Raw genomic sequence first — 18,453 nt, 5'->3', positions numbered from 1 at the left:
CAGCATTGCCATCACGTTCAGACGGAATACAGGATTAGCTGCGGAACTATTCGGTTTTCTGTTTATCCAGCGCAACTTGATACAACAGGTTCTTGCGCACCCCGGTAATTTCCGCCGCCAGGGCTGCCGCGCGCTTGAGTGGCATTTCCTTGAGCAACAAATCGAGGATGCGCATCGCCTCACTGCCCACGGCGTCGTCCGCTTCCGGCGCAGTCCAGCCTGCCACCAACACCACGCACTCGCCGCGCTGCTGGTTACTGTCACCCTCGACAAAGGCGCGCAGCTCTTCAAGCGGCAGCCCCTTGAGGGTTTCGAAGGTCTTGGTCAGCTCACGGGCAAGCAGCGCCAGGCGCTCGCCGCCGAACACCAGCTCCATGTCCTGCAGGCATTCGAGAATCCGATGAGGGGCTTCGTAGAAGATCAGGGTACGCGGCTCTTCCTTCAAGGCCTGAAGACGCGCACGCCGCCCCACCGCCTTGGCGGGCAGGAAACCCTCGAAAATAAAGCGGTCCGACGGCAACCCCGCCGCGGATAATGCAGCGATCAGCGCGCACGCTCCCGGAACAGGCACTACATTGATACCAGCGGCCCGCGCCTGGCGGACCAAGTGATAGCCCGGGTCGGAAATCAGCGGTGTGCCCGCATCGGAGATCAGCGCCACATCGTCGCCGGCCAGCAAACGCACGATAAAACGGCTGCCTTCCTCGCGCTCGTTGTGCTCGTGGCAGGCGGCCAATGGCGTGCTGATACCAAAATGCTGCATCAAGCGCTGGGAGTGCCGCGTGTCTTCGGCCGCGATCAATTTAACCTCGCGCAACACTTTCAGCGCCCGGGCACTGATGTCGTCCAGGTTGCCAATGGGCGTCGCCACGACAAAAAGCGAGCCTGCAGTGGAATTCAAAGGACCTGGAGCAGTCAAAACGCACACCTCGATGGTTGGCAAAAGCCATATTGTAGCGCGTAGGCGCTTTGAAAAAATGCCATCAAGGCCGATGCCTTTTCAGCCGTCGACGCCCGACAGCAACATTTGCACCACCTAAATCGACGGTTTCACGCCAGTAACATCGCGCCTGGGCCAGTGCTTGGGTACAATTCCACGCTAATTTGATCGGTATCAGGAACACTTACATGATCGCTTGCCTGCGGCTGCTCTCCGCCCTCTGCCTCGCTGCCTTGCTGGCCGCTTGCGCCAGCTCGCCCTCGTCCAGCCTTGGCGACCTTCCACGGACCCCGGACGCCAGTATCGAGCAACTGCTCGAACAGGCCACTACCGCCAAGACGCCAGAAAAGGCCGCATTGCTGCGCCTGAGTGCGGCTGACATGGCCTATAAGCAGAACAATCCTGGCCGCTCGGCGCAGATCCTTGCGCAGGTGCCACTGGACGTCCTCAAGCCAGCGGCGCAAGTCTTTGCCAGCACCCTGGCCGCTGAGCTGGCGATGGCTCGCAACCAGCCCAAGGCTGCGTTGACGGCCCTGAACCATCCGAGCCTGCAAAGCCTGAAGGACCTGCCGGCCGAACAGCAGATCCGCACCGGCAGCGTGCATGCCCGCGCGTATGAAGCCGATGGCCAGACGTTGGCCGCCGCCCGCGAACGCGTGGCCATGGCCCCGCTGCTGACCGGCGATGCCGCCCGCAGCAACCACGAAGCCATCTGGACGTTGATCGCCGCCCTGCCGGCCGAACAGCTGCAAGCCAGCGGCAACCCGGTGCTCGACGGCTGGATCACCCTGGCCCAGTCGGTCAAGGGCGCCGGCACGCTGGAACAGCAGCAAGCGGCAATCGACACCTGGCGCGCGCAGAACCCGGGCCACCCCGCGGCCGTGCAGCTGCCGACGCCGCTGACCAAGCTCAAGGAGCTGGCCAGCCAGCCCTTGAACAAGATCGCCCTGCTGCTGCCACAGGACGGCCCGCTGGCCGGTGTCGGCAAGGCGCTGCGTGAAGGTTTCATGGCCGCGCACTACCAGGCTGAACAAGCCGGGCAGAAGCCGCCGGTTATCGAGTTCTATGACAGCTCGCGCCTCACTTCCCTCGACGACTTCTACGCCAAGGCCCAGGCTGCCGGCGTGCAACTGGTGGTCGGCCCGCTGGAGAAGCCACTGGTCAAACAGCTGAGCGCACGCCCGCAATTGCCGATCACTACCCTGGCGCTGAACTACAGCGAGACCGATCAGAGCCCGGCGCAACTGTTCCAGTTCGGCCTCGCGGCTGAAGACGAAGCTCGCGAAGTGTCGCGCCGCGCCCGCGCCGACGGCCTGCATCGCGCTGCCGCCATGGTGCCGCGTGGCGAATGGGGCGAGCGTGTCTACAAGGCCTTCCGCCAGGATTGGGAAGCCAACGGCGGCACCGTCGTCGGTGTCGAGTATGTCGACCAGCCTGTTGCCCTCGCCCAGCAAATTGCCGACTTGTTCCAGCTGCGTAAAAGCGAAGGCCGCGCCAAGAGCCTGCAAAGCACTGTGGGCACCGACGTAGCGGCACAGCCGTCGCGTCGCCAGGACATTGAGTTCATCTTCCTGGCGGTGACCCCGCAACTGGCCCAGCAGATCAAGCCGACCCTGAACTTCCAATATGCCGGTGACGTGCCGGTGTACGCGACCTCCCACGTGTTCAGCGCCAGCGGTGACAAGAACCAGTACCTGGACATGACCAACGTGATGTTCTGCGAAACCCCTTGGCTGCTGAACACCACCGACCCACTGCGCAACCAGGTTGCCGCGCAATGGCCACAAGCCAATGGCAGCCTCGGCCGCCTGTATGCGATGGGTGTCGATGCCTACCGCCTGGCGCCGCGCCTGGGCCAGCTCAAGGCGCTCCCGGATACCCGCGTTGACGGCCTTTCGGGCAGCCTGGGCATCAACGCCAACCAGCGCGTTGACCGCCAGATGCCGTGGGCCAAGTTCGTCGGTGGCGATATCCAACGCCTGCCGGACACCCCGCGCTGATGCCCGAGCGGTCCCGCGCGCAAAGCGGCAAGGATGCCGAACTTCAAGCTCTGAAACATCTGCAACAACAGGGTCTGCGCCTTCTGGCGCAGAACTGGTTATGTAAACGCGGCGAGCTTGATCTGGTCATGCTTGACGGCGATACAGTAGTATTCGTCGAAGTCCGCTACAGAAAACACGCACAATGGGGTGGCGCGCTCGCCAGTATTGACGGGCGCAAGCGTCAGAAGCTGATACTCGCCGCGCAGTTTTTCCTGCAGAAAGAGCATCGCTGGGCCGATTCCCCCTGCCGTTTCGATGTGGTTGCCATAGAAAGCACACCGTCGGGTTCTGCTGATCTGAGATGGCTCAAGAGTGCCTTCGACAGCTGATTCACCGGACATCTTCACCACACACTTTTGCTCTTTGCTTTGCGGGCTGCACATTCCTGTGCCAAACAGCCGCGCTACTTAAGGTCACACAGATGGACATGCAATCCCGAATTCGCCAGCTTTTCCAGGCCAGCATCGACACCAAGCAACAGGCGATGGAAGTACTTGCACCGCACATCGAGCAAGCCAGTCAGGTCATGGTCAACGCCTTGCTCAACGAGGGCAAAATGCTTTCGTGCGGCAATGGCGGTTCAGCCGGCGATGCCCAGCATTTCTCGTCCGAACTGCTCAACCGCTTCGAGCGTGAACGCCCGAGCCTGCCGGCCATCGCCCTGACGACCGACTCGTCGACGATCACCTCGATCGCCAACGACTACAGCTACAACGAAATCTTCTCCAAGCAGATCCGCGCCCTGGGCCAACCGGGCGATGTGCTGCTGGCGATTTCCACCAGCGGCAACTCGGCGAATATTATTCAAGCGATCCAGGCCGCACATGATCGCGAAATGATTGTCGTAGCATTGACCGGACGCGATGGCGGCGGCATGGCCTCGCTGTTGCTGCCTGAAGACGTGGAAATTCGCGTCCCGGCCAATGTCACCGCACGTATTCAGGAAGTCCACCTGCTGGCGATCCACTGCCTGTGCGATCTGATCGACAGCCAACTGTTCGGGAGTGAAGAATGACCGTTAAACGTCTCAGCCTATTGGCTATTGCGCTGTGCCTCGGCATCAGCGGTTGCAGCACGGCCATCACCGCGACACGAGACACCCCCATTCAGGATGACAAGGGTACCCGCACCTTCGGCAGCAAGATTGATGACTCGCTGATCGAAACCAAGGTCGAAGTGAACGTCGCCAAGGCCGCCACGGACCTGGGCAACGGCGCCTCGCGCATCGTCGTCACCAGCTTCAACGGTGTGGTGCTGCTTGCCGGCCAGACCCCGCGCGCCGACCTCAAGGCCCAGGCCGAACAAGCGGCGTCGGCCGTGCAGCGGGTCAAGAAGGTCCACAACGAATTGCAGGTCATGGAACCGATCACCCTGCTGGCCATCAGCAATGACGCCCTGCTGACCACCAAGATCAAGGCGCAGATGCTCACCGACAATGCGATCCCCGGTTCGCGCATCAAGGTCGTCACCGACAACGGTATCGTCTACCTGATGGGCCTGCTGACCCAGGCCGAAGCCACTCGCGCAGCCAACCTGGTGCAAGGCGTGTCCGGCGTGCAAAAAATCGTGAAGGTGTTCGAGTACATCGACTGATGTAACCGACAGCCGCAAAAAAGGGCGCCGTGCATTGACTGCACGGCGCCCTTTTTATTGGCGAAAGTTTACTGGTACTGCGAGTACGGGTTGCCCTGGAACTGGTTGTTCTGCTGCGGCGCTTGTTGCTGGGCACCTGGCTGACCGTATTGCTGGCCAGGGATCGGGCCGAGGTTCACTTCGACGCGACGGTTCTGGGCACGACCGTTGACGTCGGCGTTGCTGGCAATCGGGTTATCCGGGCCGGCACCGCGGGCACTCAGGTTGGTCGGGCTGACGCCTTGCGAGGTCAGGTAGTTGGCCACGCTCTGCGCACGACGCTGGGACAGATCCATGTTCAGCTGGCGGCTGCCGGTGCTGTCGGTGTAGCCGACGATCTGAATGGTGTTCTGGTTGAACTGCTTGAGCGAGTTGGCCAGGTTGTTCAGCGGCTGGTAAAAGCTGCTGGAGATCGCATCCGAGTTGGTGGCGAAGGTGATGTTGCCCGGCATGATCAGCTTGATCTGGTCACCCTGGCGCTGAACTTCAACCCCGGTGTTGGCCATGCTCTCGCGCAGTTTCTTTTCCTGCTGGTCGGCGTAGTAGCCGTAGCCTGCAGCGCCGATACCGGCGATGGCGCCACCGATCAGTGCGCCCTTGCCACGGTTGTTATGGTCGATGGCCGCACCTGCCAATGCGCCTGCAAGGGCGCCCAGGCCACCGTACTTGGCGGTCTTGCTGATACCGCCGGATTCATTACTCGCCTGTCCCTGGCTGCTGCCGTCATAAGGATTAGGTGAAGCGCAGCCGGATAACAGGGCTACGACAGTAGCGACAACAAGCAGACGACGCGAAGTGAACATGAGGGGAGCTCCTACTTTTGCATTCTGTGGTGCAAAGGACATTGGCAATGGACCTGTGCCGAGTTTGGAACACGACAGACGGTAAAAATTCCGCGACCACGTGCGGGCCTGTAACAAAACATTGGCCACCATCGCCGCTACAGAAACCGTAGCAGACGGTTCCTGAATGCGACCTGTGTTTTTTGCTACAACGTTTGCCCGCTAAAGGTCAGCCCTGCCCTTGGGATTAGCCCTTCACGCCCTCACAAACGGGTTCTCGCGCATCTCATCCCCCAGGCGCGTATCCGGTCCATGCCCCGTCACCACCGTCGCACCTTCGTCGAGGGTGTAGAGCCGCTGCTTGATCGAACGCACGATCGTCGCCTGGTCGCCGCCCCACAAGTCCGTGCGGCCGACTCCGCGCCGAAACAGCGTGTCGCCGGCAATCAGCAGCTTGGCCTCCGCAAACCAGAAACTCATCGACCCCGGCGTGTGCCCCGGCGTATGCAATGCCACACCGCAACCGCAGGCCAGCTCTTCGTCATCGGCCAGCCAGCGGTCCGGCGCGGGCACCGGGGTGTAGGGCACACCAAACATCTGGCATTGCATTTCCAGGTTGTCCCAGAGGAATTGGTCCTCCTTGTGCAGATGCAGGGTGGCGCCGGTTTTCTCTTTCAACTGGCCCGATGCCAGGAAGTGATCGAGATGAGCGTGAGTGTGGATGATGCTCACCACTTTCAGGCCCAGAGCATCGAGACGTGCCAGGATCAATTCGTGATTGCCGCCCGGGTCGACCACGATGGCCTTTTTAGTGATGGGATCGCCGATGATGGTGCAGTTGCACTGCAACGGGCCGACGGGAAAGGTTTCGCGGATGAGTGTCGGCTTGGGGGTGTTCATGGGCGGGCCTCTGGTGCAAGTGCAAGGTAATGTTCTGATTGCACTATTAAAACAGAACGGGGCGGCGGCGCAGCCGAACGCGAGCAAGCTCACTCACTACAGAACGCTTGCTGACCCTGAAAGGCTCGGACGGCAGGAAGCTGGATTCTTTACCCAATCAGCCGCAATTCCTGCGCCCGCGCCACCGCCTGGGTGCGCCGCTCTACCCCGAGCTTGCTGTTGATATGGCTCGCGTGGGTCTTGACCGTGTGCAGGGAGATGAACAATCGGTTGCTGATTTCCTGGTTCGAACAGCCCTGGGCGATCAATTGCAGGACCGCCAGCTCGCGGGCGCTCAAGGTTTCGTGGTTGGGTGACGCCTCGACCACAATGACCGCCGGCAACCGGGCCAGGAGGCTCTGATTGAGCAAACCGTGGGGATCCTTGCCGAGTTGCTCGCGCATCCAGTCCGGGTGGTTTTCCAGCAGCCGCTGGAACGGTTGCAGCGCGCCGCCCGCGCCCGCCTCGAGCGCCTGTGCCACTATCGGTCGAGCCTTGGCCTCGTCGCCGTTCTCGAGCAACAACTGCGCCTGTTGGGTCAGGGCCATCAGCGCAATCATCTGGCGCCCGCTGTTGTGGGCCTGTTGCGCCAACGCTTCAAGCCGTTGCAGCGCCGCCTCGGGCTGATGGCGAGTGGCATCCAATGCAGCCTGTTGCAGCCCGATATGTTGCGGCAAATGGGGATGAAACTCCGGCGCCGCGGCGGCGTGTTCACCGTTGTAGGTTTGCCCCAGGCGCGTCAGCCAGGCGTCAGCCAGGTCGGTGCGGCCCTGGGCCAGCCAGAGTTCGCATTTGATCAGGGTAATCATCGCCAGGTAGTAGATCGGCGGCACGTCCCAGATGTGCATCAGGCGTTCGGCTTCGGCGAGTTCGGCGAAGGCCTTGGGGAAATCCGCGCGGCGCCCTTCGAAACTGGCGATCACACAATGTCCGATCAGCACACTGATGTCGCGGCACGCACGGGCCTCGGCGAGACCGGCACGCAGGCGAGCCAGGCCGGCCTCGGGCTCGAACCGCACCAGCAACAGATAACCTTCATAGAGCGATAACCGCGCGCGCACCGCATAAAGCCGCTGTGGAGCCAGCCCGTGCAGGCGCTGCAGGCCTTGGCGAACTTCATCCAAAGACCGCAGGATTTCACCGCGCGCCTGCAGTACCCGCGCGCGGTCGTAATGCGCCAGCGCCTCGAACAGCGGGTTGCCGACGCGCTGCGCCAGCTCCAGCGACTCGCGATTCAAGCCGCGCGCGCGCCACAGGTCGGCGTCGACGATGGCCAGGTTCGAAAGGGTCGACAGGCACATCAGCCGTTGGCCATAACGGCGTTGCGGCAGGCTTTCCAAGGCTTCGCTGCAATAACGCTGGGTCAGCTCGCGATCACCCCGCCCACGCGCGATGATCCCGCTCAGCGCCAGCCATTGGGCCAGCATCGATTTCTGCGCGGTTGCCGACGGTGCCGGCAGGAAGCGACTGAGGTAGCTCGACAACTCTTCCGCCGCGTCCAACTGGCAGGCCAGGCCCAAGGCCCAGCTGTAGAGCACGATCAAGCGCGGCGTACTGATCAACAGGCTGTCGGGCAAGTCCATTTTCCAGCGCAGCAGCATGCCGACATTCTGCTCGGCCAGCAGCTGCTCCTCGGACAGGTTTTGTACCAGGTTAGCGGCCACGTCCAGGTGCCCGGCGCGCAGCGCCTGCTCTACCGCCTCGTCGATCAAGCCCTGGGCGTTGAACCAACGGCAGGCACGCAGGTGCAGGCTGGCGGCAGGCAACACATTGCTGCTGGCACGGCGGGTGCGCAGCAGGTCGGAGAACAGGTGGTGATACCGGAACCAATGGCCCTGCTCATCCAGTGGCACCAGGAACACCTGGTGGGATTGCAGGTACCGCAGGATTTCAGCGCTGTCGTGGGCTTCACGCACCGCGTCGCACAGCTCGCTGCAAAAGCGCTCCTGGGGGGCGGTGTCGAACAGGAAGGCCTGCACTTCGGCCGGCAGGCAGTCGATCACCTCCTCCAACAGGTAATCGCGAATCAGCCCTTCACCGCCATGCAGGCTTTGCGGCAAGGCGCCTTCACTGCCGGCTTCGGACGCGGCCAGCAACCAGAACCGCAGGCCGGCAACCCAGCCCTCGCTGCGGCGGATCAGGTTGTCGAGGGCCTCGCCGCGCAATGAACTGCTGTGGTGGTCCAGCACGGCCAGGGATTCGGCATGGGTCAGGCGCAAGTCCTGTTCATGCAACTCGAGCAAGTGCCGCGACAGGCGCAGGCGCGCCAAATGCCAATCCGGCCGCTGGCGACTGGTGACCAGCACCACCAGCCCATCAGGCAAATGATTGAGGAAAAATTGCAGGCAGCGGTCGAGCACCGGGCCCTGGGCCAGATGGTAGTCATCCAGCACCAGCAACAACGGTGCACGGCTGGACAGGTGTACGGTCAGTTCATCGAGCAGGCCATCGAGCCACTCTTCAAAGGCGAAAGGTTGGTGACGCTGGCGCATCTTCAGCAGGCCCAGGGATTGGGCGCCAAGTTGCGGGAAGAATTGCTGCAAGCCATCGAGCAGGCGCTCGAGGAAACGCCCGGGGTCATTGTCGCGCAGGCTCAGGCCCAACCACAGGCTTTGCCAGTGAGCAGGCAAGCTTTGGCAGAACTCCACCGCCAACGAACTCTTGCCGAACCCCGCCGGCGCGCTGACCAAGAGCAGGCGACCTTCCAGCCCAGCAGCCAGGCGTTCGCACAAACGCGGTCGCAGCACGTAGCCGTCAGGCAGCGGTGGCCTGTAGAAACGACCTTCCAGGGTCGGGATTACCGCGCTGGCAGGCCCTTGGATTCGGGACAGATCAGTCATCGCCGGGCTCTTGTAGAAGGCTGTTGTCGGCATTGCAGATGTCCGCAGACTAGCGGTAAAAGCGGCAGGTTTGTAGATCTTTGCAACAAATGACTGAAAAGAACTGCGACAAAAAATCTCACCACAAAAAAGCAGGAGCTGGCTTGCCGGCGATGCAGGCGCCTCGGTCTGTCAGTTGCACCGAGGGGATGCTATCGCTGGCAAGCCAGCTCCTACACGGGGCCGGCTTCCCTATCGAGGGATTGCTTGGGCTTAGCGAACACCATCCTGGCGCAGGGCCGCGGGGGTGAAGTCGCTGGTGGTGGCGGTGAAGCCGAAGTCATAGGCCTGCTTCTCTTCGTTCTTCATGCCCAGGGCCAGGTAGCGGCCGGACTGCAGGTCGTAGAGGGTTTCCAGGGCATACCACGGCACTTGCTTGTCGTAGTAGTTCTCGGCATGCGCTTCGGCGACACGCCACAGTTGGCCACGACCGTCGTAGTGGTCGATGACCGCGGCTTGCCAGGTGTCTTCGTCGATGAAGAAGTCACGCTTGGCATAGATGTGGCGCTGGCCTTCCTTCAGGGTCGCAACCACGTGCCACACGCGGCGCAGCTCGTAGCGTGCCAGGTCCTGGTTGATGTGGCCGGCCTTGATGATGTCGGCGTACTTGAGTTTCGGATCGTCGATCTTGTAGCTGTTGGAGGCGATGTAGATTTCCTTCTTGCCTTCCAGTTTCCAGTCGTAGCGATCCGGCGCACCGTTGTACATGTCGAGGTTGTCGGAGGTACGCAGGCCGTCGGCGGCGGTACCCGGGCCGTCATAGGACACTTGCGGCGCCCGGCGCACACGGCGCTGGCCGGCGTTGTAGACCCACGCCGAGCGCGGCTCCTTCACCTGGTCCAGGGTCTCGTGCACCAGCAGTACACCACCGGCCAGACGTGCCGGCGCGGTCACTTGCTGCTTGAAGTAGAACAACACGTTGCCCGGATTCTTCGGATCGAAATCCTTCATCTTGTCGCGGAACACGAACTGGTCTTTGAAGTACACCAGGCTGAACGAGCCGTTGGTTTGCGGCGTGGCCTGGGTCACCAGGCGGGTCACGCTGCCGCCGCGATAGCGGGTGATGTGGTTCCAGATGACTTCCACGCCGCTTTTCGGGATTGGGAACGGAATCGCGGTTTCGAAGTTTTCCAGGCCGTTGCCGCCGGACACCAGGTTGGTGGTGGTGGCGTTCTTCTTGATGGCGGCGAACACATCAGCCGGCACGGTAGCGCCGCGATGAGTCGGGTAGACCGGCATCTTGAAGGTGTCCGGATAACGCTTGAACATCGCGTATTGGCCCGGCGCCAGCTTGTCTTTGTATTGCTCGACGTTCGCCGCGGTGATGGTGAACTGCGGCTGTTCGCTGGCGTAAGGGTTGGCCAGGAAACCACGCGCGTCGACAGCGCCGGCGTTGGTCGGCAATGGTGTCCATTTCGGAATGGTACCCGCCGCGTTACCGGCCATCTCGGCCCCCATCGGCGTCAGGGTCGTACCCAGCTTGGCCGCTTCATCCGCCGAGACTGCCGCCATGACGTTGCTCGCCAGGATCGACAGCCCAAGCACACCCACGTGCAACAGACTTTTAGTTATTTTCATGTTCTGGTTCTTCCTGAAAATACAGTGTGCTTAGAAGTTCACGCCGAGGCTGAGCGCAACAAAATCGCGGTCATTCACCGTAGTGAAATCGCCACCGAAGAAGTTGGTGTAGTTGAGGCTGGCGGTGTAGGTGTTCTGGTATTCGGCGTCCAGGCCAAGGCTCACGGCTTTGCGGCCTTCTTCAAAGTTGGCGCCCGGCCCAGGAGAGTAGCCCTTGACGTCATGGGACCATGCCACGTTCGGTTTGAGGTTCACACCCGCGAAGACCTCCGGGTATTCCCAGATAGCCCGACCGCGATAGCCCCACGAAGTGGCTGTGGTGAAACCATCATTGTTGCAGTTGGTGTTCAGCCCGTTGGCATTACCCAGGCCGGCGCCTTGGGCAGTCGAGAGGTTCAATGCCGCACAGGCATTGTTAGGTAACGAACCCGGACCGAAGACAGGGTCGCGACCGTAACGTACGTCTGACTTGCTCTCCAGCCCGCCCACATGGGTAACGCCAACTTCACCTACCAGCGTCAAGCGGCTGGCACCCATGACTTGGTCGAAGAAGTGAGTAAACGTTGTTTGGAACTGGCTGATCTCTTTGCGGCGATAGCCATGCAAGTCCTGCCCCGGGCTGCCGTTGAGCAACGAAGCATTGCCCAGTACCGGCCCACCAATAGGTTTAACGCCGGCGAACAGGATGTCCGTAGAGTTCAACTGTACGGGCGCGTTAGGGCGGTAGCTCAACTCACCACTCCAGGCAGTACCTGTAGGAAGCGTGGTAGAGAAGCTCAAGCCATACAGACGGATATCTTCCGGGTACTCGATGAAGTAGTTGGAATTACCCGCGACAACCAAGGGCCGCAATTGTGGCGGCAGCCCAGGTGTAGGGCCGGTATAGGCCGATTGCGGTGCGCCCTGGGCACTGAAAATCGGCGCACGGCTGTGATAATTCATAAAGTAGGCGCCGAACTCTGTGTCCAGCGGCTCGAAGTTGTAATGGAACGCGACCCCGAACTGTCCGCTGTCACGGGCATCGCGGTCTGGACCGCGCCGAACCAGCACGCCCTCGTTGTTGACGTCCACACCTGCAGCTGCCAACCCTGGGTTGAGTGCTGCCGGCAACGTACGACGGCTGTTCAGCACGCGCAGGTTGTCCTTGCAGCCATCGGAAACGATGTCCGGCTGCGAGAAAAACGTACCGCAGTTGTCGGTAACCGTCTGGTCCCACTCCAACTGATAGAACGCCTCCGCCGAAAGGTTATCGGTCAGTGTCTGCGACACATAGAACATATTGACCGGAATCAAACCTTCCTTGACCTCAGCCCCCGGACGACGGAATGCAGACACATCGATCGGGTTGATGGAGTTGATGCCGCCACCGATAAAAGTACTTTCGCCCCAGCTCACTACCTGCTTACCGAACCGCACGCTGCCAGGTTGATCGGCAATCGCGTAGTTGTGGTAGATGAACGCGTCGAGAATCTGTCCACCCGAGGATTTCGCACCCTCTTTACGGTTGTTGTCGCTGATGTCCTTGAACTCGCGGCTTTCATCCTTGAGTTCGAAGTCATACCAGTACTTGCCACGCACAAATACGCCGGTATCGCCGTATTTCAGCTCCAGATCATGGATACCCTTGAAAATTTTCGAGAACGTCTCACCACGCTTGAAGTTCAAGTGGCCGTCATCGGATGTCTGGGACAGACCATTGCCGCCATTGTTGGCACCAATGAGATCCTGGTTGGGCTTGGCTGTCGACCAACTGGCCCCCACGGAAAGAGACGAGTCAAAACTCCCTTCGATTTCACCGATATTGAAACTGACGCCGAATGCGGGCCCGGCGAGCGTAGAGGCGAGACTGACGGCCAGGGGCAACTTCGCCCGGCGCCAGAACTGGTTTACTGAGGTCATCGACGCTACTCCATGTGCATTATTGTTATGGCAGTGAGTTCTTTCTGTGATGCGTGTAACGGCCGGAATACAACGATTCCAATGCCGCTCGGCAACCGGGCCCCCATGGCCCGAAGCGGAACATCCGTGAAAAACTCTGGAAGGGACTATAGCCAGCAGGGGGTAGCGCTTGATCCCTCTAAAGTGTGATTTGCATCACCAACCCGTCTGCCACAACCCTTTCGCCATGTCGGCGAGGGCCGACGCGGCAAGGATGGCTGAAAATTGGCAAATCACAAGTGAAGGCGCGAGATAGAGCATTGCCGTGCCTTTTGGGCACGGCCAAGCGGCTCAGAGGGTGGACAGGAACGTACTGTTGTTCGCCTGCCATTCAATGATGTCGATGCGGATACGTTTTTTGTCGAGTTTGCCGACACTGGTCTTGGGAATTTCCGTAACAACGGCGATCTGGTTCGGAATCGCCCACTTGCTCAAATGGCCCAGTTCCACGAACGGCTTGAGGTGTTCCTTGAGTTCACGGGCCCCTATCACATGGCCATCACGCACCACCAGCAACGCAAACGGGCGCTCGCCCCACTGCGGGTCGGCGATGCCCACCACCGCTACTTCGCGTACCGCCGGGTGCCGGCTGACCAGGTCTTCGAGGGCCAGGGAAGAGATCCACTCGCCGCCAGTCTTGATCACGTCCTTGATGCGGTCGCGGATATCGATCACGCCGAAGGCATCCAGCGTGGCCACGTCGCCCGTGTGCATCCAGCCACCCGCCCACAGCTCGGCACCCTTCTGCGGCTCGTTGAAATAGCCTTCCGAGAGCCACGGCGCGCGCAGCACCAACTCGCCCTGGGACTCGCCATCGGCCGGCAGGAAATTCCCGTCGCCGTCGATGATCGCCGCCTCCACCAACGGCCCGGGTACGCCGGCCTTGATGCGATACGTGGTGCGCTCGTCCTCGGTGCCCGCCATCAGCTCTTCGTTGAGGTGGGCGCAGGACACCAGCGGGCCGGTCTCGGACATGCCGTACGCAGCGGTCAGTTGAATCCCGCGTGCCTTGGACGCTTCATACAGCGAACGGTTGAGGGCACTGCCGCCGATGACGATTTTCCAGCCAGCAAAATCCACCCCCTGGGCAGCCTTGGCGTTGAGCAGCATCTGCAGGATGGTCGGCACGCAGTGGGAGAAAGTGACCTTTTCCTTGCGCCACAACTCCACCAGGTATTCGGGGTCGTAGCGGCCGGGATAGACCTGTTTCAGACCGAGCATGGTCGCCACATACGGCAAGCCCCAGGCATGCACGTGGAACATCGGCGTGATCGGCATGTACACGTCGTTGGTGCCGAGCAGGCGCACGCTGTCGACGCTGCCCATGATGGTCGCCACGCCAATCGTGTGCAGCACCAACTGGCGATGAGTGAAGTACACGCCTTTAGGGTTACCGGTGGTACCGGTGGTATAGAAGGTGGTGGCGACGGAATTTTCGTCGAAATCCTGGAAATCGTACTTCGGGCTGGCGGCCGCCAGCAGGGTTTCGTACTCGCCGACCAGGTGGGGCAGCTCGGCGGTTTTCGCGTCGCCGTCGGTGAGCAGCAAGGTTTTGTCGACGGTAGTGAGCTGCGAGGCGATGGCCTGGTAGAGCCCCACGAACTCGCTGTTGACCAGCACGAAGCGGTCCTCGGCGTGGTTCATGGTGTAGAGAATCTGTTCCGGCGACAGCCGCACGTTGATGGTGTGGATCACCGCGCCGATCATCGGGATGGCGAACATGCACTCCAGGTAACGGTGGCTGTCCCAGTCCATCACCGCCACGGTGTCACCGGCCTTGACCCCGGCCTCGGTCAATACGTTGGCCAGGCGGGCAACCCGTTCGGTCAGGGTCGGGTAGGTGTAGCGCAGTTTGTCGCGGTAGACGATCTCCCGGGTCTTCTCGTAACGGGTACCGGACATCAACAGGCGCTTGATCAACAGCGGGTACTGGTAAGCGCCTTCGGCGGGCGGGATAACACGGGTCTGCAACATAAGAATCCCTTTAATGACTGCACGGTCTTGGCTTGTAGGCCTGCACTTTAGAGACCTTATGTTTCAGCCAAATCAGCCAAAGGAATGATTTGCAGACCCCAATGAATGCTAGCTTTGCGCCAGCATTCAGCTTATTTCATGCTGGTGAATGCCAGCTTCACCCCAATCGCAATCAACACCGCGCCCATGGTCCGATCGAACCAGTGCCCCATCCGCGCAAAACCTGCGCGCACGCGCTGCTGGCTGAACAGCATGGCCACCAGGCAGAACCACAGCGCCGTCGCCACCGCCAGGTACACACCGTAACCGGCCTGGATCGCCAGCGGCGTGTGCGGGTTGATGACGACGGTGAACAGCGAGAGGAAGAACAGCGTGGCCTTGGGGTTCAAGCCATTGGTCACGAAACCTGCGGTAAACGCGCCGCGCGGGGTGCGCTCACCGGCTTCACGGTGCAACTCGCCCTCGGCGGCAGGCTTGGCCGGCTGCGCGCGCAGGGCCTTGAAACCGATGTACAACAGGTAGGCCGCCGCCGCCCACTTGAGCGCGTTGAACAGCACGATGGACTGGGACACGATCAAACCGATACCGAGCAGCGAATACCCCACGTGCAGGAAAATCGCCGAGCCCACCCCCAGCGCGGTCCAGGTGCCGGCGCGACGGCCGTGGGTAACACTCTCGCGCACCACCACGGCGAAATCCGGGCCAGGGCTGGCCACCGCCAACAAGTGAATCAAGGCCACGGTCAAAAACTCGGCGACGTACATACTCACTCCATTAAGTAACTGATTATTTCATCTGATAGGCTCGGCAGATTACGCCTTCGAACTCAGTCGCAAAAGGTACAGTTGATGACGAACAATCGCCGCGCCGTCTTCCTTGATCACCCGTCCCTGGACCTGGGGGACCTTGACCTCAGTGAGTTGCGCAACACCTTCAGCGAGTTGCAGCTGTTCACCGACACCACGGCCCAGAACGTGGTCGAGCGCCTGCAGGGCGCCGACGTGGTGATCAGCAACAAAATCGCGCTGAGCACCGAAACCCTGGCGGCGTGCCCACAACTCAAGCTGATCCTGGTGTCGGCCACCGGCACCAACAACGTCGACCTTGAGGCCGCCCGCGCGCATGGCATCACCGTGAGTAACTGCCAGGGCTACGGCACGCCGTCGGTGGCACAGCACACGATCATGTTGCTGCTCAATCTGGCGACGCGCTTGAAGGACTATCAGCGGGACGTGGCCGCCGGCAAATGGCAGCAAGCCAAGCAGTTCTGCCTGCTGGACTACCCGATTGTCGAGCTGGAAGGCAAAACCCTCGGCCTGCTGGGCCATGGCGAGCTGGGCAGCGCGGTCGCACGCCTGGCCGAAGCCTTTGGCATGCGCGTGCTGCTCGGCGCGATCCCGGGCCGCCCTGCCCGCGCCGACCGCGTGCCGCTGGATGAATTACTGGCGCAGGTCGACGCGCTGACCCTGCACTGCCCGCTCAACGAGCACACCCGCGACTTTATCGGCGCCCGCGAGCTGGCGCTGCTCAAGCCCGGCGCGTTCATCGTCAACACCGCGCGCGGTGGCTTGATCAACGAGCAGGCCCTGGCAGACGCGTTGCGCAGCGGTCACCTGGGTGGCGCGGCGACCGACGTATTGAGCGTGGAACCGCCGGTCAACGGTAACCCGTTGCTGGCCGGTGATATCCCTCGGCTGATTGTCACCCCGCACAATGCCTGGGGCAGTCGCGAGGCGCGCCAGCGCATCGTCGGGCAACTGACGGAAAACGCCCGGGGCTTTTTCAGCGGCGCCCCGCTGCGCGTTGTGAGTTGATAAACTGCGCCCCTTTTCAAGGAGCAGACCATGGATCCGCGCAGTGAAGTACTGCTTCGTCAGGCCGAACTTTTTCAAGGCAACCTGCTGCTGGTAGGTTTGCCTTCCGACGACCTGCTGGGTCGCCTGCCCAACGCCCACGGCTGGAGTTGGCATGCCGGCGACCAGGCAGCACTCGAGGCGCGTTTCCCCGCGCGCAGCCAGTTCGGCGTGACGGTGCCCGAGCATACGTTTGATGCGGCGGTGATCTTCCTGCCCAAGTCCAAGGACCTCACCGACTACCTGCTCAACGCCGTGGCCGCGCGACTGCCCGGCGCCGAGCTGTTTCTGGTCGGCGAGAAAAAAGGCGGCATCGAAAGCGCCGCCAAACAGCTGATCCCCTTTGGCAAACCACGCAAGCTCGACAATGCGCGCCATTGCCAGCTGTGGCAGGTTACGGTGGCCAACGCGCCGCAGGCGGTCGACCTGCAAAGCCTCGCGCAGGTCTTCGACGTCCCGCTGGCCGAAGGGCCACTCAAGGTCGTGAGCCTGCCCGGCGTGTTCAGCCACGGTCGCCTGGACCGCGGTACCGAGCTGTTGCTGGAGCATTTGGATAAGTTGCCGAGCGGCCATTTGCTCGACTTCGGTTGCGGCGCCGGCGTGCTCGGGGCTGCGGTAAAACGTCGCTACCCGCACAACACCGTGACGATGCTGGATGTGGATGCCTTTGCCGCCGCCAGCAGCCGTCTGACCCTGGCCGCCAATGGCCTGGAAGCCGAGGTGTTGACCGGTGACGGCATCGATGCCGCGCCGATGGGTTTGAACGCGATTCTGAGCAATCCGCCGTTCCATGTCGGTGTGCATACCGATTATTTCGCGACTGAGAACCTGCTGCGAAAAGCAGCCAAACATCTGGCAAAAGGCGGCGAACTACGCCTGGTCGCGAATAGCTTCCTGAAGTACCAGCCGCTGATCGAGGAGCATCTGGGCGTGTGTGCGATCAAGGCTGAAGGCAACGGTTTTCGCATTTATCGTGCCAAACGCGGCTAATGGCAATTTGAAAAAGAAGGCTTGCCGAATGGGTTTTGCCTAGGCAGAATCCGCTCCGTCCTAGGGGAGTAGTCTCCCACGAGCGCCACGCTCGTCCGGCATACGTCAACATACTTGGTCAGCAGACCATGGCGTATGCGACCCAGGAGTCCGCACAGACGGACCGGGGTTTGACAAGACCTATGACACGCACACCTTACCCGGGGCGGGAAGGCTGTACGTGTCATAGCCGTGTCGACCCGCCCCTGGAAACTTACCTGATGCTGGATTCACTACTCGTTCCTACCGCAATCGTTGCCTTGGCCGAAATCGGCGACAAGACGCAACTGCTCGCGCTCATTCTCGCTGCTCGCTTTCGCAAGCCCTGGCCGATCATCGCCGGCATCGTCGCCGCGACCCTGGCCAACCATGCGGCCGCCGGTGCCGTGGGGGCCTGGTTTGGCAGTTTCTTCTCGGATGCAGTGTTGCACTGGATACTCGCGGCGAGCTTCTGCGCCACGGCGTTGTGGACCCTGGTGCCGGACAAACTCGACGATGACGAAGCCAGCACCACGCGCAAGTTCGGGCCGTTCCTGACCACGCTGATCGCGTTTTTCCTCGCAGAAATCGGTGACAAGACGCAGATCGCCACGGTGATGCTGGCGGCGCAATACCCGGAGCTGTGGCTGGTGATTATCGGCACCACGCTGGGCATGTTGATTGCCAACGTACCGGTGGTTCTGGCGGGGAATTTTGCGGCGGAGAAACTGCCGCTGACCTTGATCCGCCGACTGGCCGCCACGGCGTTTTTCATCCTGGCGATCGTGGCGGTGTACAAGGCCATGCAAAGCAGCGGCTGGATCTAGCACACCACCTGCAGGAGTCCGGCTTGCCGGCGATAGCGATCTTCAGGACGCCATCGCCGGC

The 18,453-nt window shown here is 61.4% G+C and carries 15 protein-coding genes and 1 riboswitch; of the genes, 7 read left to right on the top strand and 8 right to left on the bottom strand.

Annotated features, from left to right (window positions below):
• Positions 1 to 46 precede the first annotated feature (46 nt).
• On the bottom strand, positions 47 to 919 hold the full coding sequence (gene rsmI / locus QMX97_RS15350) for a 16S rRNA (cytidine(1402)-2'-O)-methyltransferase (RefSeq protein ID WP_106805133.1): 873 nt from the start codon (positions 917 to 919) through the stop codon (positions 47 to 49).
• 209 nt (positions 920 to 1,128) lie between these two features.
• Here rsmI and QMX97_RS15345 point away from each other — a divergent pair, with 209 nt between their 5' ends.
• The 4 genes from QMX97_RS15345 to QMX97_RS15330 all read left to right on the top strand — a co-directional run bounded on the left by QMX97_RS15345 (position 1,129) and on the right by QMX97_RS15330 (position 4,575).
• Positions 1,129 to 2,940: a penicillin-binding protein activator gene (locus QMX97_RS15345; RefSeq protein WP_065900804.1), complete on the top strand. Its 1,812-nt coding sequence runs from the start codon at positions 1,129 to 1,131 to the stop codon at positions 2,938 to 2,940.
• Positions 2,940 to 3,311, top strand: coding sequence for a YraN family protein (locus QMX97_RS15340; protein WP_065900802.1), 372 nt, complete (start codon positions 2,940 to 2,942; stop codon positions 3,309 to 3,311). Before QMX97_RS15345 ends, QMX97_RS15340 begins: the two co-directional genes overlap by 1 nt.
• A 92-nt stretch (positions 3,312 to 3,403) precedes the next feature.
• A complete protein-coding gene (locus QMX97_RS15335; RefSeq protein ID WP_007972584.1) occupies positions 3,404 to 3,997 on the top strand; it encodes a phosphoheptose isomerase in 594 nt (197 codons plus the stop codon).
• Positions 3,994 to 4,575, top strand: coding sequence for a BON domain-containing protein (locus QMX97_RS15330; protein WP_065900799.1), 582 nt, complete (start codon positions 3,994 to 3,996; stop codon positions 4,573 to 4,575). The genes QMX97_RS15335 and QMX97_RS15330 overlap by 4 nt, the downstream gene beginning before the upstream one ends.
• 68 nt (positions 4,576 to 4,643) lie before the next feature.
• Here QMX97_RS15330 and QMX97_RS15325 read toward each other — a convergent pair whose 3' ends face one another.
• From QMX97_RS15325 to QMX97_RS15295, 7 genes are all read right to left on the bottom strand, one after another.
• A complete protein-coding gene (locus QMX97_RS15325; RefSeq protein WP_065900796.1) occupies positions 4,644 to 5,417 on the bottom strand; it encodes an OmpA family protein in 774 nt (257 codons plus the stop codon).
• 234 nt (positions 5,418 to 5,651) lie between these two features.
• Positions 5,652 to 6,296 (bottom strand): MBL fold metallo-hydrolase, encoded by a 645-nt coding sequence (locus QMX97_RS15320; protein ID WP_282397182.1) that lies wholly within the window; start codon positions 6,294 to 6,296, stop codon positions 5,652 to 5,654.
• Positions 6,297 to 6,445: 149 nt separating this feature from the next.
• Positions 6,446 to 9,175, bottom strand: a complete 2,730-nt coding sequence (locus QMX97_RS15315; protein WP_282397181.1) for a LuxR C-terminal-related transcriptional regulator — start codon at positions 9,173 to 9,175, stop codon at positions 6,446 to 6,448.
• Positions 9,176 to 9,427: 252 nt separating this feature from the next.
• Positions 9,428 to 10,792, bottom strand: a complete 1,365-nt coding sequence (locus QMX97_RS15310; RefSeq protein WP_065900787.1) for a DUF1329 domain-containing protein — start codon at positions 10,790 to 10,792, stop codon at positions 9,428 to 9,430.
• Positions 10,793 to 10,822: 30 nt separating this feature from the next.
• Entirely contained in the window at positions 10,823 to 12,691 is a 1,869-nt protein-coding gene (locus QMX97_RS15305; protein WP_282397180.1) for a DUF1302 domain-containing protein, read from the bottom strand.
• A gap of 330 nt (positions 12,692 to 13,021) precedes the next feature.
• Positions 13,022 to 14,704, bottom strand: a complete 1,683-nt coding sequence (locus tag QMX97_RS15300) for a fatty acid--CoA ligase (RefSeq protein ID WP_065900780.1) — start codon at positions 14,702 to 14,704, stop codon at positions 13,022 to 13,024.
• Between the two features lie 131 nt (positions 14,705 to 14,835).
• A complete protein-coding gene (locus tag QMX97_RS15295; protein WP_025855566.1) occupies positions 14,836 to 15,468 on the bottom strand; it encodes a LysE family transporter in 633 nt (210 codons plus the stop codon).
• A gap of 84 nt (positions 15,469 to 15,552) precedes the next feature.
• Between QMX97_RS15295 and QMX97_RS15290 the strand changes: the two genes are divergently transcribed.
• The 3 genes from QMX97_RS15290 (at position 15,553) to QMX97_RS15280 (ending at position 18,392) form a co-directional block, all read left to right on the top strand.
• Positions 15,553 to 16,518, top strand: a complete 966-nt coding sequence (locus QMX97_RS15290; protein WP_282397179.1) for a 2-hydroxyacid dehydrogenase — start codon at positions 15,553 to 15,555, stop codon at positions 16,516 to 16,518.
• A gap of 30 nt (positions 16,519 to 16,548) precedes the next feature.
• Entirely contained in the window at positions 16,549 to 17,547 is a 999-nt protein-coding gene (locus QMX97_RS15285; RefSeq protein WP_282397178.1) for a class I SAM-dependent methyltransferase, read from the top strand.
• A gap of 51 nt (positions 17,548 to 17,598) precedes the next feature.
• A riboswitch (yybP-ykoY riboswitch) is annotated at positions 17,599 to 17,718 on the top strand.
• A gap of 89 nt (positions 17,719 to 17,807) precedes the next feature.
• Positions 17,808 to 18,392, top strand: coding sequence for a TMEM165/GDT1 family protein (locus tag QMX97_RS15280; RefSeq protein WP_004372026.1), 585 nt, complete (start codon positions 17,808 to 17,810; stop codon positions 18,390 to 18,392).
• Positions 18,393 to 18,453: the final 61 nt, after the last annotated feature.

Source organism: Pseudomonas sp. PS01298, from assembly GCF_029959745.1.
Taxonomy (GTDB): Bacteria; Pseudomonadota; Gammaproteobacteria; order Pseudomonadales; family Pseudomonadaceae; genus Aquipseudomonas; species Aquipseudomonas aylmerensis.
The sequence above is the reverse complement of the archived record's forward strand: the minus strand, read 5'-3'. Positions and strand labels throughout refer to the sequence as shown.

What these genes read in the sequence shown, in the direction of transcription:
- QMX97_RS15320 (WP_282397182.1), bottom strand. Translation starts at nt 6,296, where the DNA reads ATGAACACCCCCAAGCCGACACTCATCCGCGAAACCTTTCCCGTCGGC.
- QMX97_RS15305 (WP_282397180.1), bottom strand. Translation starts at nt 12,691, where the DNA reads ATGACCTCAGTAAACCAGTTCTGGCGCCGGGCGAAGTTGCCCCTGGCC.
- QMX97_RS15280 (WP_004372026.1), top strand. Translation starts at nt 17,808, where the DNA reads ATGCTGGATTCACTACTCGTTCCTACCGCAATCGTTGCCTTGGCCGAA.
- QMX97_RS15325 (WP_065900796.1), bottom strand. Translation starts at nt 5,417, where the DNA reads ATGTTCACTTCGCGTCGTCTGCTTGTTGTCGCTACTGTCGTAGCCCTG.
- QMX97_RS15330 (WP_065900799.1), top strand. Translation starts at nt 3,994, where the DNA reads ATGACCGTTAAACGTCTCAGCCTATTGGCTATTGCGCTGTGCCTCGGC.
- QMX97_RS15300 (WP_065900780.1), bottom strand. Translation starts at nt 14,704, where the DNA reads ATGTTGCAGACCCGTGTTATCCCGCCCGCCGAAGGCGCTTACCAGTAC.
- QMX97_RS15315 (WP_282397181.1), bottom strand. Translation starts at nt 9,175, where the DNA reads ATGACTGATCTGTCCCGAATCCAAGGGCCTGCCAGCGCGGTAATCCCG.
- QMX97_RS15345 (WP_065900804.1), top strand. Translation starts at nt 1,129, where the DNA reads ATGATCGCTTGCCTGCGGCTGCTCTCCGCCCTCTGCCTCGCTGCCTTG.
- QMX97_RS15295 (WP_025855566.1), bottom strand. Translation starts at nt 15,468, where the DNA reads ATGTACGTCGCCGAGTTTTTGACCGTGGCCTTGATTCACTTGTTGGCG.
- QMX97_RS15335 (WP_007972584.1), top strand. Translation starts at nt 3,404, where the DNA reads ATGGACATGCAATCCCGAATTCGCCAGCTTTTCCAGGCCAGCATCGAC.
- QMX97_RS15340 (WP_065900802.1), top strand. Translation starts at nt 2,940, where the DNA reads ATGCCCGAGCGGTCCCGCGCGCAAAGCGGCAAGGATGCCGAACTTCAA.
- QMX97_RS15285 (WP_282397178.1), top strand. Translation starts at nt 16,549, where the DNA reads ATGGATCCGCGCAGTGAAGTACTGCTTCGTCAGGCCGAACTTTTTCAA.
- QMX97_RS15310 (WP_065900787.1), bottom strand. Translation starts at nt 10,792, where the DNA reads ATGAAAATAACTAAAAGTCTGTTGCACGTGGGTGTGCTTGGGCTGTCG.
- QMX97_RS15290 (WP_282397179.1), top strand. Translation starts at nt 15,553, where the DNA reads ATGACGAACAATCGCCGCGCCGTCTTCCTTGATCACCCGTCCCTGGAC.